The organism is Paenibacillus sp. LT-B23, from assembly GCF_059417685.1.
The window spans coordinates 50,211-62,375 of record NZ_JBSQBM010000022.1; the positions used below are offsets into that span (position 1 = coordinate 50,211).

The 12,165-nt window shown below is 43.7% G+C and carries 12 protein-coding genes; 6 read left to right on the forward strand and 6 right to left on the reverse strand.

From position 1 onward, the window contains the following. Positions 1 to 141 precede the first annotated feature (141 nt). Both ACWXW9_RS23115 and ACWXW9_RS23120 read left to right on the forward strand, forming a co-directional pair. Positions 142 to 726 (forward strand): TetR/AcrR family transcriptional regulator, encoded by a 585-nt coding sequence (locus ACWXW9_RS23115; protein WP_494931348.1) that lies wholly within the window; start codon positions 142 to 144, stop codon positions 724 to 726. Then, complete coding sequence (locus ACWXW9_RS23120; protein WP_494931407.1) at positions 726 to 1,583, forward strand: ergot alkaloid biosynthesis protein; 858 nt, start codon at positions 726 to 728, stop codon at positions 1,581 to 1,583. The genes ACWXW9_RS23115 and ACWXW9_RS23120 overlap by 1 nt, the downstream gene beginning before the upstream one ends. A gap of 153 nt (positions 1,584 to 1,736) precedes the next feature. Here ACWXW9_RS23120 and ACWXW9_RS23125 read toward each other — a convergent pair whose 3' ends face one another. Continuing rightward, positions 1,737 to 3,296, reverse strand: a complete 1,560-nt coding sequence (locus tag ACWXW9_RS23125; protein ID WP_494931349.1) for a hypothetical protein — start codon at positions 3,294 to 3,296, stop codon at positions 1,737 to 1,739. Positions 3,297 to 3,575: 279 nt separating this feature from the next. Further along, complete coding sequence (locus tag ACWXW9_RS23130; protein ID WP_494931350.1) at positions 3,576 to 4,412, reverse strand: COG4705 family protein; 837 nt, start codon at positions 4,410 to 4,412, stop codon at positions 3,576 to 3,578. Between the two features lie 278 nt (positions 4,413 to 4,690). Between ACWXW9_RS23130 and ACWXW9_RS23135 the strand changes: the two genes are divergently transcribed. Genes ACWXW9_RS23135 through ACWXW9_RS23145 form a run of 3 tightly spaced genes read left to right on the forward strand, consistent with a single transcriptional unit; the run spans position 4,691 to position 7,182 of the window. Further along, entirely contained in the window at positions 4,691 to 5,137 is a 447-nt protein-coding gene (locus tag ACWXW9_RS23135) for a hypothetical protein (protein ID WP_494931351.1), read from the forward strand. A gap of 27 nt (positions 5,138 to 5,164) precedes the next feature. After that, entirely contained in the window at positions 5,165 to 6,511 is a 1,347-nt protein-coding gene (locus ACWXW9_RS23140; RefSeq protein ID WP_494931352.1) for a sensor histidine kinase, read from the forward strand. Beyond that, on the forward strand, positions 6,508 to 7,182 hold the full coding sequence (locus ACWXW9_RS23145; protein WP_494931353.1) for a response regulator: 675 nt from the start codon (positions 6,508 to 6,510) through the stop codon (positions 7,180 to 7,182). The genes ACWXW9_RS23140 and ACWXW9_RS23145 overlap by 4 nt, the downstream gene beginning before the upstream one ends. A gap of 564 nt (positions 7,183 to 7,746) precedes the next feature. Here the strand turns inward: ACWXW9_RS23145 and ACWXW9_RS23150 are convergent. The 4 genes from ACWXW9_RS23150 to ACWXW9_RS23165 all read right to left on the reverse strand — a co-directional run bounded on the left by ACWXW9_RS23150 (position 7,747) and on the right by ACWXW9_RS23165 (position 10,838). Continuing rightward, positions 7,747 to 8,502: a COG4705 family protein gene (locus ACWXW9_RS23150; RefSeq protein ID WP_494931354.1), complete on the reverse strand. Its 756-nt coding sequence runs from the start codon at positions 8,500 to 8,502 to the stop codon at positions 7,747 to 7,749. Between the two features lie 166 nt (positions 8,503 to 8,668). Continuing rightward, positions 8,669 to 9,862, reverse strand: coding sequence for an oxalate decarboxylase family bicupin (locus ACWXW9_RS23155; protein ID WP_494931408.1), 1,194 nt, complete (start codon positions 9,860 to 9,862; stop codon positions 8,669 to 8,671). An 88-nt stretch (positions 9,863 to 9,950) separates the two neighbouring features. Then, complete coding sequence (ybaK, locus tag ACWXW9_RS23160) at positions 9,951 to 10,430, reverse strand: Cys-tRNA(Pro) deacylase (RefSeq protein WP_494931355.1); 480 nt, start codon at positions 10,428 to 10,430, stop codon at positions 9,951 to 9,953. Positions 10,431 to 10,511: 81 nt separating this feature from the next. Continuing rightward, positions 10,512 to 10,838: a ribosomal protein L7/L12 gene (locus tag ACWXW9_RS23165; RefSeq protein ID WP_494931409.1), complete on the reverse strand. Its 327-nt coding sequence runs from the start codon at positions 10,836 to 10,838 to the stop codon at positions 10,512 to 10,514. Between the two features lie 391 nt (positions 10,839 to 11,229). On the opposite strand from ACWXW9_RS23165, the gene ACWXW9_RS23170 reads away from it, so the two are divergent. Continuing rightward, positions 11,230 to 12,138 (forward strand): ROK family protein, encoded by a 909-nt coding sequence (locus ACWXW9_RS23170; RefSeq protein ID WP_494931410.1) that lies wholly within the window; start codon positions 11,230 to 11,232, stop codon positions 12,136 to 12,138. The last annotated feature ends 27 nt before the right edge of the window (positions 12,139 to 12,165 follow it).

Consider the following 12,165-nt stretch of genomic DNA (forward strand, 5'->3'; position numbering starts at 1 on the left):
CGGTGTTTTTTTGCGTATTTGCAGCTATTTCTGTGTAATTAGGCAACGGCCTTGGTTTGTTGAATGGGAGAATAGCCTTTTTTTTCTTGACTGATTAGTCTGATAAAAGTATGATCTTAGGCAAGGTGGTGAACATGGGGATTGGGAAGAGCTAAAGAATTTGATACGGAGAGTGTACTGCGAAAAGCCATGGCTGTATTTGGAGAGCATGGTTATGAGGGAACTTCTCTGACGATTTTACTGGATCAGTTGGGTATAGCACGGCAGAGTCTTTACGATACCTATGGGACGAAATATGATTTATTCTTCTCGGCTATTCAGCTCTATATAGGTGACAAAACCGACGCCGTAGTTCATCTTCTAAGTCAACCAGTGAGCATTAAGGAAGCCATAGCGATGATTTTTAATGAATCTGTCAGGGTTTTGACGGATCCCAAGCTATCCAAGGAATGCTTTATTATGAACAGTGCTATTGAACAGGTTCCGCATCATCATGAAATCAAAGTTTTTATAACTGCGAGTACAGAAAGGCTTGAGCTTGCTTTCTACAACGCCCTGGTCCGTTCTCATAAAGAGGGAGAGATTCATTCCACGGAGTCTGAGCTACGGTCGATCGCCAGATTTCTAAATCATGCCCGGCTATCGTTGACATTTACCGCCAAGACAGGCGCAAGCCCTGAGGTGCTTAAAGATATCGTGCGTACGACGCTGTCGATTTTGGATTGATTTTTTATGAGCGCTCTATAGCGTTAATTACAGGGGCAAGCGGTAAAACCGGTAGTCGCATTGCTGCCAGACTTACGCAGCTTCAGCATCCTGTCCGCTTAGCGGGACGAAGTAAATCGACAAATTTGCCCGGCTCAGATCATGTACATTTCGATTGGTACGATGAATCAACACATATAAAAGCGCTGACGAATGTAGATAAAATTTATTTGGTTGTGCCTGTATTGGACGTAAATCCCGCCAAAGTCATGATTCCTTTTATTGAAAAAGCCATTCATGAAGGCGTGAAAAGGTTCGTGCTTCTGGGCAGCGCATCTGTCCCTACGGATGGCCCGGTATTCGGACCGGTGCATCAAGCCATCAGAAATTTAGCTCCTGAGTGGGCAGTATTACAGCCATCCTATTTTATGCAGAACTTTACCGAAGGCCAGCATGTAAGCACCATCAAAAACACCGGCACGATTTATAGTGCGACAGGGGATGGGAGAGTGGGTTTCGTCAGCGCAGATGACATTGCAGAAGTGGGGGTAAGAGCTTTGATTGATGATAAGCCGCATAACACAGCTCATGTGATTACTGGACCTCATTCGTTGACCTATGGTGAAGCTGCTCAGTTTATCAGCCATGTTATAGGAAAAACGATTCAGCACATCTCGTTGTCTGACGAAGAACTGAAAGTTGGCATGATTCAGGCAGGTATGCCTGCGAACTACGCTGCCATGCTAGCGGGATTGGATCAAAGGATACGTGAAAATGGAAGTGAAGACCAAGTTACCGATACCGTGGAGCGTGTCACTGGGCGCAGCCCGATCTCATTTGATCAGTTTGTGCAAACCCATGTAGGCACCTGGAAGTAAATGTAGGGGCGTCTCAAACAGATCTGATAGCCTGGTTGAGACGCCCTTGTCAGTTGGCGACAGACACTTTACATAATGCTTGATGTTACCTTCCAGTTATTGAAATCATAGGTCCGTCTCTCTCTGTCATGAACCAAATCGAGTTTATTTCCATTAGGTGGCATATACGATTTCCATCTCTTTACCTGTTAATCCTTTGTAATAGACCCGGGGATTGGTATCGTTAACACCGCTGAAATCCACTACGGTTTTCGTCAGCACAGCCTCAGCAAAGCAGTCAAGCTCTCTAATGCAAGAACCGCCTGCGTAGTCCATAAGAGGCGCTGTTTCAACGATGACCGCATTTTTTGCCCCGTCACTCCGCAACGCTCTCTGATAACCTCCGTATTTCCACGATTCCGTGTCATAAGGCCAATCGTAAGGTTGTGCCGTCCTGACAGCCATCAGCATTTTACCTGTATGGAAGAATATCCAGCCGTTCCTATTGAATGGGTCCTGTTCGATCGTTGCTTTGATTCCGTTATATGAAACAGGGCCGTCGATCCATGTATTTGAATTTGTGATATTGTATACCGCAATGAGTGCACCGTCGTCCTGAAGCACTTCCTCCATATTTGTTCCGCCAATCCAATATTCCGAGTTGGACGGATTCAAGTTAATCGGCTCACTGAAGTGTTGCTTCATGAAGAACGTATTTGGTTCGTCACTGTATGTATCTCCCACCCATTTGATGCCCCAACGATGAAGCTGGTTTTGTGCGAGCCGATTGTCCTTTTGACTGAATACGGCGTAATCTGGGGTGATGTAGCTTGTCTTATACGGTTTGTTACTGTTTCTAGGCATCCGTTCCTTATGTGTGTAAGTTGTAGAACGGGCTGTCGCTATACTCTTGAAAATGTCTGGTAACTCGTAGTTCGCAACCGTAAATGGAATCGTGGTAAATTTCAGATTGGTTTCATTGCCGAGATATATCGGCTTACGACTGTCTCCAAACAACATCCACAGTAGCACTGCACTCTCATCAAGTGTATATCCCGGCTCTTGCTGCGCATTATATGTTCTGGCCTGACTGGTCACCCAGTACCCATGCAGCCACTCCCCTACGATACTGGCAAAATACCACTCCAACGTCAGTTTGGCCATATTCCGCAATGTCGCATCTTTCAAGTGTTCAGTAATGAACAATAGCGGTCCTACATGATGGATAAAATATGTTGGGGAGTCGTATTCAAAGTACCCCTGTTTTGTAATTGTGGGAAGTTCGGACAGCAGATAACTTCTGGCGATGGTAGCATAATTCACCGGATAATCTGGCCATTCTTCCGCTCCGACAACCCCGACTGCCGCATACATGAGCCGTTGATTTTCTGTATTTCCCGACAGAGCCGTCCCATCGGCATTCAAAATGTTAAAACTGAGCATTTTTGCTTTTACTTTATCCTTTAATGCGGGTGTGTAATACTCTTTATACTTCATATAAGCTTCCATTACGTTAATTCCCCAGAACATGTCTTTATTCCGATCCAAATGAATGTTGACGTAGGCAAGTCCAGTGCTGATATCTCCTTTGGAAAATTGCGCCATAGCGGCATAACCACCGACCTTTCGGCCCTGATCATACTCACTGTAAGGGTAGCCCAATGCTGCTACATCGTCGATTACGATCAGTTTGCGCTCCTGTAGTGAGCCTGTTAAAATCTCTTTTTTAAACATAATTACAGCCACTCTCCTGATAATGGAATAATAACGCAAAAATAGTATAAATTTAGCGATGTGAGAGAAAGAAAAACCTGAACATAAATTTGGCTGAGATTTGCGAATTTTAATTGTTAGAAGAGATTATTTGTTGTAATTATAAGATATTTGGTTATTAATTTCAATATTTTTACTAAGTTTTTATTGTGAAAATATAGCATTAGAGTCAAGATGCAATCTACCCGGGATTATTCCGGCTATGTCCCGGGTAAGTTTTCTTCTATGCTTTTTAGCTGATTATGATGATGGTTGGGTTTGATCTATTCCGGATTTCGTCAGGTAGATCACCAAGATTAAAATAGTTACGAGAAAAATCACGCTAGTTCCAGCCGTACCCAGGCCAAGCCCGCCATCAATGTGAGATTGTGACAGATAATCCCCAAGTGAGGCGCCGAGAGGCCGGGTCACAATGTACGCCAACCAGAAGGACCATACGGCATTGAATTTAAGCCGATAGTGGGCAAGCGTAATGATACCAATCAGTGACGCAAACATAAACGCCGACCTCCAATAACCTAAGTCAAGGCCCTCTGATATAAGATCACCAGCTGCTGTACCCAAGGCAAAGGTAAAGAATATCGTTGCCCAGTAGAATATTTCACGCTTGATCGTGTAAATAGAATGAATGGATAATGTTTTTTCGCTCCCATACCAAAGCGTAAAAGTCCCCAGTAGAGCAAGAGCAAAGACGGTTGTCGTAACTTGCAGCGAGATCCCTATGTGATCCACAAGGTTATCTGAAACGAGCGTGCCCACAACACTGACGAGAGTCACTACGAGCCAGTAGATCCCGGGAATATATTTGCGTGACCTGAACTGGAATAGAAGTGTGACGAGTAAGAGAACAACCATGGCCACAGTTGTACGAGTCAAACCCCAATGTAGATTGAAGTTCAAAAAGTCGGCAGCGGTTTCTCCCACGGTAGTCGTCATAATCTTAATAATCCAAAAGAAAATGGTGACCTCCGGCACCTTGTTTAGCATTTGCCAGCCTATAGATGGTTTAACCAAATCCTCTGTGGAAATGGGCCGACTCTCGCTTTTCATGTTCTGATCCCGATCCTCTTGTTTCATTCATAATCCTCCTCATATACTGGAAACCTTCTTAAATGCTTCTCCCTCCTGAACAATGTACATAAAGATCATGAAATGATAGTGAGAATTACATGTGAAAAACCATAGAACATTTAAGCTTAGATTAGAAACTGATTAGAAATGAGGGATTTCAATGTATCCAATGCCCTGTCTAGGGGCGGAGGGGGAAATCAACCTGTAGATGGACTTCAAAGCGACTGCTATTGGTTAAACTGGTTACGTGTAGTTGAGTAAAATAAGGAATGTGAGGGAAGAACATGGGCAGCTATGTCATCATTTTGGTTATCATCGTTTTTTTAATGCTAAAAGAGAAAGAAATCCTCCCGTCCCGCTTATGGATTACACCAGTGTTGTTTGCTTATTTAACTTTTTCAAGCATGACTGGAAACACCCTGACAGCAGCAAGCTTCTTTCTGTACTTGATTTGTTTGCTTGTCGGGCTTGCCATCGGCGCATGGAGAGGGAAGCTGGAAAAGGTTCGAATCCATCCTGTGACCGGAAAAGCAACCTCTCAAGGCTCCATTGTCGGTGTTATTCTTTTCATAGCGGTTATGCTTCTTCGTGTATTGGCGGGTTTATGGGGAGCGCATCATATTTTTCTGTCTTTAAGTACGGCTGTCTTATTTATTCCGTTGGGCAGTGTCATTGCACGTCGATATATTATTTATCTAAAGTACCAGCAATTGCAGGGACAACGCCGTTAGATATTAGGGATGACCAGCTGCTATAATGTGAGCAGAAAAACAAAATACTGGAGAAGGTGTCACAATGAAAATGACGAAACGAATGCGGGACAGCTTGTACCCAATAGGAGCGTTCTGACGGGTATGTTCCCTATGCCCATTCAACAAAAGTTGGCAGCGATTTGGAAATATATAGTAGCCCACTCCCGAAACATGATTTTAAGTCTGATTTTGTTATATGCTCTTGCAGGAATGTTCAAAACGCCTTCATTATGGAATGCGATAGCAGGTCTGTTATTAGGAATCGTTTACCTGGCCTTGCTTTGGAGTACAAAGTGGTTGCATCATAGCGGAAAACGCACGATTATTGTCATTGGAATCTGGCTATTAACAACCTTTTACTGGATAGCGTTCGACGCGGGTGAATTAGTGTTTGCCCTGCTTTGCTACCTTATTGCTTATAGCGTGCTGCGATTGCCGATCCTGCGCTCTGTTTTACTGACCCTCGCGATCATTACAGCGGATGCAGTCATTCTCCACATGCAGCATGTGTACTCAAGTGATATTGTTGCGTATTCCGTAATGCATGCAGGTATATACGTCCTATTCTGGGGAACGAGAATCAAGCGGGAAGCAGCCGAAACGAGCAAATGGCACTATGAGCAATTGCGGGAAATTCATGCGGAATTAGAGGAAGCCCACCTAGAGCTTCAAGAAACGCATCGTGAACTGGAATCGGCTACGAATCGTTTATTACATTATGCTGTCCTGGAAGAACGAAGCCGGATATCCCATGATCTTCATGATAGCATCGGACACGGTTTAACCTCCGTCATTGTTCAGCTTCAGGCATTGCCTTATATGATGAAAATGGATGCCAATGAAGCCGAGACAGCTTTACGGACTGTTTTGGAGGTGGCACGTGGTTGTCTTCAGGAAGTGCGTTCCGTCGTGCATCAGATGGCCATCGATAAAACGGGGCTTGGTCTGGTTGCCCTGCGAAGTTTGGTTAAGCAAGTTCAAGAGCAAGTCGAATTTCATATCAGCTTCTCCGTAGATGGACGAACGGGAAGGTGGGAATCTACCCTATCTGAATTACTGTATCGGATTCTTCAGGAGGCACTCACCAATGTTATTCGGCATGCGCAAGCGTCCCGGGTTGATATTACAGTCTCAGAACATACAGGGAAATTGACTATGATCGTAACTGATAATGGAGGATGGACAGGGACCAATCAGAACCATTCGGGTTTTGGGCTTTCAGGCATGAAGGCACGATGCGAACGGGCAGGAGGATCTTTAGAGATTCTAACGGCTGATCCGCATGGAATGAAGCTCGTGATTCAGGTGCCGACGGCCGTTGGGAAAACTGAAATGAAAGGTGAAGAGGAATGACAGGACCATTGATCCGAGTAATCCTTGTGGACGATCAGCATTTGGTCCGGCATGGCTTACGATTTATCATTAACGCTCAGGAAGACATGGAAGTAACGGGTGAAGCATCAGGCGGCCGCGAAGCCGTCGAACTGGCGGCACGTGTCCGGCCACATGTGGTGCTAATGGATGTTCAAATGTCAGAAGGGGGAGGAATTGAAGCAACCCGTGACATCGTAGACGCTATACCGGATTGCAAGGTTGTCATTCTGACCACATTCGATCAGGAGGATTATGTGTATGATGGCATCCGTGCGGGAGCAATCGGGTATTTATTAAAGGACGCGGCACCTGATGAACTTGTAGATGCAGTTCGGGCAGCCAGCCGGGGAGAAGCGATCTTCAGAACTGCGATTGCCGCCAAAGTTATTGGAAAGGCCATCCGTTCAGCGCATGAATTTCGGGCACCAGATCAGATATCAGTTACTATGCCGCCTGAACCATTTACAGATAGAGAACTGGAAGTTTTGCAACAGATGGCTTACGGACTACGTAACGAAGAGATCGCCGCCAGGCTTTATATCGGTGAGAGCACAGTTAAGACACATGTTCATCGAATTCTTCAAAAATGCGCGGTTGAAGATCGCACGCAAGCGGTTGTATTTGCCATTCGTAACGGAATTGTAAAGTAGATAAACACGGAGCGTTCATTGGACTCCACTCGTTGACATTACCGATATGGTGTTGCGCGTGACCAGACGTTTCCCAATATCGTTGGTGATCAGGAAAGGATCGATTTCAAACGAGACACCTTCCCGTCAGGCTGTAGCACCTTGTATGGGGATGGTAAGAAATTGGGAACCGTCCGTAACCGACAGGTCTTTCCGATTTGACCTTAAAACATCATACTCGAGAATCTCCAATACACTGCTAAAGGAAAGATAGTTTATTTAATTTTGGTTTATCAACCGCACACGATTGAACACTCTTCTTCTTCGTGCAAAATAATCTCTTTGGAACAAGACAAGTTTTATTTCAAGCTGCTTCACGTCGTCTGCCACCTTTACGAAATTTTATACAGTATATGATTAGGGGAGGGATGAAGTCCGCCCCAGTTATAATGCTACAAAGATATAGGCTGCCGGCTAAAGTCGGAGCCTATATCTTTGTATACTAAGTAGCTATGGATAACTAATAACGGTACAGGGATGCAGTCGGCGCTTTGGAACAGCTCTTTATATCTGTTCGTTAAATGATTAACTTGCGTTTAACTCCGGTGTTTGTTTCATTTTAGATGCGTTTAGAGTAGTGTAGATAATTAAAGCTATAAGAATTGTAACCAGTACCAGCGAAGATCCCATAGTCCCTAAATCCAATCCTCCCTTTGCGTGGGATTTGGTAAGAAGGTCTCCAAATGTCGCTCCAAAAGGACGTGTTAATACAAATGCTAGCCAGAATAAAAATACTCGTGAAATATTTGTGAAATAAGTTAATAGTAGAATAATACCCAGCAAGCTCCCTATTAAAACCGCTCCTCCTACAAAACCAAGACCGGAACTATCCGCCAAAAAATCACCTAAAGCAGTACCTAAAGTGTTTGAGAACAAGATGGCAATCCAATAAATCAATTCTACTTTCCGTGTAGTAATATTATTGACGTTCAATGATCGCTCACTAAAATACCAAAATGAAAAAATGGCTAACAATATACATACTAAAATTAATGATCCCGTTGCATAACCCAACCCTAGGCTACGATCCATGTAGTCTGACATGGTCGTGCCAGCAGTGCTCGTTGTGAGAATTACAGTCCAATAAAGAAATGGATGGTACTTCTTAGAAGAAAGTTGAAAAATAAGACTAATTAAAAAAACACTAAACAAAATCATGGAGCTAATGGCATAGCCTACATTAAGGGTTTGTGACAATAAGTCACCTGCGGTTTCACCCAGCGTAGTAGCGCAAATCTTCATAATCCAAAAAAAGGCCGTGACTTGTGCAATTTTTTGCATCTTTCATTTCTCACTCCCCGAATTTTAACAGCCTTTTATGTTTATAAAGTGCTATTTGCTTTAATATATTCGGAGATAATTAAATTCACATTAGAAAGCAGTAAGAAAAGCATGAGGATGTGCTTTTTTCTGAGAGCACGGACAAGACGCACGTTCACCAGATTCTTCAGAGTTCATCCTTTGGATAAAAAGAATAACCGGGATACTTGACGACGGGCCATTTTACCTTCCGCAATTTAGAGGTCACATCTGCGCCAACATGTAAATTGCTCTGAATGAGCTCTGTCGGTGTAAGTGCCATCCATTGATTCAAGGAAACATCTGCAAAATGGTCACTTTTAAACATTTCAAGAAACCATAGCGTGCTTGAGCCTGTATTTTGGATGTAATGACCGAAAGCAAAAGGTACATATCCAACATCCCCGGCTCTGAAATCAAATGTGCGCGCCGCACCATTTCCGCCAAAAACAGTCATTCGGCCTTGCCCGGCAAGATAGTATTGCCATTCGTCATTATTGGGATGCCAGTGCATTTCTCTCATTGCACCAGGCTCAATCTCAACGAGAGCAGCCGCGATCGTTTGGGATATCGGAAAATTGGAGGAATCGACGATTCGTACGCTTCCACCCGGCGTTTTGATGGGAGGCTGAGCGAGTAATTCATATTTAAAGGATTGAGGCAACGTACCATAGGGAGAAGAAACCGCTTGACTTTGGATTGAACCGGGAACGGCATCCTGATAGATATATACTTGTTCTTGAGGGATGGATGAAAAAGCAGCTTCAGGAACGCCAAAATTGGCAGACAGTACATTTTTTGGAGTATGTGCAAACCAATCGGAGATGGATAAAGTGTTCAAATCAGAGAAGCTGCCGTCATCAAAAACCAGCAAAAATTCGCAGCCTTCCTCAAGACCTTGTATTGAGTGTGGAATGCCGGGTGGAAAATACCAGAGATCACCAGGGCCCACATCAGCAATAAAATTTCTTCCTTCTTGGTCGACGGCAGTAATACGGGCACTCCCCAACAGCATATAAGACCATTCCGCCTGCTGGTGCCAATGAAGTTCGCGCACGCCGCCCGGTGTCAAACTCATATTAACTCCGGCAAGAGTTGTGGCAATTGGTAGCTCCCTTACGGTTACTTCTCTTGACCATCCACCGTGATTCAACTCCATATGGGCATCTGAAAAAGAAAATCTCATGTTCGGAATGAGTCCATTATCTGTTACGGGCGGAACCAGCATGTCGGGATTTTGCAAATCCCTCATCACATCACGGGGGCCATTATCAATGCCTCCAGCACCATCACTTCTGATGGGCTGCGGCACACTGGCATTTTTCGGGGAATCATTATGCATCATTTGATCTTCCTCTCCAAGTTGAAGCTTCATCTATCTTAGAATTAGAGAAAATCCGCATAAAGATTTTATGAATTGTTGGAGGGTTTTATGCTTTCTGAGTCAGATCCGCAAACTGTGCATCAATGAGCCGGGCTAAATCCTGCGGACTTAACTCCAGTTGGGTTCCAATTTTTCCGGCGCTCACAACAATGGTTTCCAACTCTACTGCAGGTTGGTCAATAAAAGTAGGATAGAGCTTTTTCATTCCTATGGGAGAGCAGCCACCCCGGATATACCCGGTATGCTTTTGCAGTTCTTTGACTGGAAGCATTTCGATTTTCTTCTCGCCCGCTGATTTAGCTGCCTTTTTGAGATCAAGCTCTTTATGTACAGGAATCACAAAAACAAACAGATGTTGTTTGCTATGTGCAACCAACGTTTTGAAAACGGCTTCCGGGGATTTCCCAATTTTCTCAGCTACGTTCATACCATCTATTTTTCCATCCTGATGCTCATAACTCAGCATGTTGTAGTAAATGTCCTGACCATCCAATATTCGCATTGCGTTTGTTTTGCTCACACTCATCTTATTTCGTCGTCCTTTCTAAAGCTCTTGCCGAGGCAATTGTTGCAATCCTATACCCCGGCAGAATCATTCTACTCTTACTTAGAGGCGTTGCAAGTCATCTACATAGTCCTTTGCTTCCTTTAAAGAGAGGTCTTTAGCTACTCTTAGCTCTTTTATTGCCTGAATCTTTTTGCCTTCTCTAATCAGCATGAGCAGTCTTTCATTGATATCCTCTGAAACTTCTGTGTTTAGCACATGTGGTGGTGTAGTAGCAGTTGGGCCAGATAGTGATATTCCCGACGCTCCAGAACGATTCTCAAGACGCTCTACATCGGATTTCAAATCATTAAGTCGAGCTTGCAAGCTGTAGACTTTGATCAAAAGTATGACGGAGATGATCAAAGCGATCAATGCTATAAATTCCATAGTTTCCACTAAAGTTCCCCCTTTTTCACTTGATTTTATCCCAGAGATGCCACACTGGAATCTTTTCAATATAAATAGTATAGCATGATGATTTACGTTATATTATCTGGAATCGCTGAATTTACATGAGTACGGAGTGGGGAATATTCTTGAACCCGTTGCTACTCCGAATCCATAGAAGGCTACGAATTGACTTTTTGCAGACAGAGCGTTATATTACAGCATATTGTAATGCTTTTAATAAGTGTCGCAAAAGGAGAGGATTCAAATACTGCCAGTCTCCAATAATGCAATCCGAGTCAAACAAATTAATGTGGAGTTAGTCAAAAACACACTGAAGTCTCTTGAATATGCGACCAAGTCGTCCATAGCGAGCATAACTGGACTCAGTGTGGCAACTTGCGGCAATATTCTGAAGGAGCTTCTTCAAACCGGGGAAGTGTTAGAGACAGAGCTGGAGGAATCCAACGGTGGACGCCCGGCAAGGCGGTACAAATATAACGCCGATTATTCCTATATTCTCTGTTTACATGTGAAAACAGAAGGCGGAGTGCATACTCTCACTTATGCAGTTGCCAATTTACTGGGCGACATCATTGTAGAGAAGACCTCGATTGTGCCTTATATTGATTATGAGGTCATAGAGAACCAAATTGGAGAACTCATTAACATCTATGCAAATGTCAAAGCGGTTGGCATTGGCATTCCTGGGGTTGTACATCAAGGGGTTATCGGTGTGTGTGATATCGACCCACTCATAGGAATTCCTCTGGGCCCGCTGCTTTACAACAAATACGAACTGGAAATCACTATTGAAAATGATATGCATTTAACAGTCTACGGATTTTATAAGATGCAAAATTATGATGAGGACAAAACCTTTGCCATTGTTACTTTTCCCAAGGATAATTTCCCGGGAGCGGGCTTTATTGTCGATGGACACTTGTTAAAAGGAAATACTAAATTTGCAGGCGAAGTTTCCTTTTTACCCTTTGATATGACAAGAGAAGAACAGCTCAAGCAGATAAAAAGTGCTCAGGGATTCGTTCCACTGGCTATAAAGACGATCACTTCCATTATTGCTGTTATTGATCCTGTATCTATCGCTTTGACCGGAGAATTATCCAAGCCTGCTGTATTGAACGATATTTATACTGGCTGTCTTAAGGATATACCAGCAGAGCATATGCCTGAGATTTTTGTGAAAAACGATACGTATGACGAATACATGAACGGGTTGATTTCGGTGACCCTTGAAAGTCTTACGTACAATTTGCAATTGGTGGAAAAAAGAAAATAGAGAGCGGCATACATCTATAATTCCGGA

Bases quoted from the DNA above. Each gene is read 5' to 3' on its own strand.
- ACWXW9_RS23130 (WP_494931350.1), bottom strand. From the start codon at position 4,412: ATGAAACAAGAGGATCGGGATCAGAACATGAAAAGCGAGAGTCGGCCC.
- ACWXW9_RS23165 (WP_494931409.1), bottom strand. From the start codon at position 10,838: ATGGAATTTATAGCATTGATCGCTTTGATCATCTCCGTCATACTTTTG.
- ACWXW9_RS23145 (WP_494931353.1), top strand. From the start codon at position 6,508: ATGACAGGACCATTGATCCGAGTAATCCTTGTGGACGATCAGCATTTG.
- ACWXW9_RS23150 (WP_494931354.1), bottom strand. From the start codon at position 8,502: ATGCAAAAAATTGCACAAGTCACGGCCTTTTTTTGGATTATGAAGATT.
- ybaK (WP_494931355.1), bottom strand. From the start codon at position 10,430: ATGAGTGTGAGCAAAACAAACGCAATGCGAATATTGGATGGTCAGGAC.
- ACWXW9_RS23125 (WP_494931349.1), bottom strand. From the start codon at position 3,296: ATGTTTAAAAAAGAGATTTTAACAGGCTCACTACAGGAGCGCAAACTG.
- ACWXW9_RS23155 (WP_494931408.1), bottom strand. From the start codon at position 9,862: ATGCATAATGATTCCCCGAAAAATGCCAGTGTGCCGCAGCCCATCAGA.
- ACWXW9_RS23135 (WP_494931351.1), top strand. From the start codon at position 4,691: ATGGGCAGCTATGTCATCATTTTGGTTATCATCGTTTTTTTAATGCTA.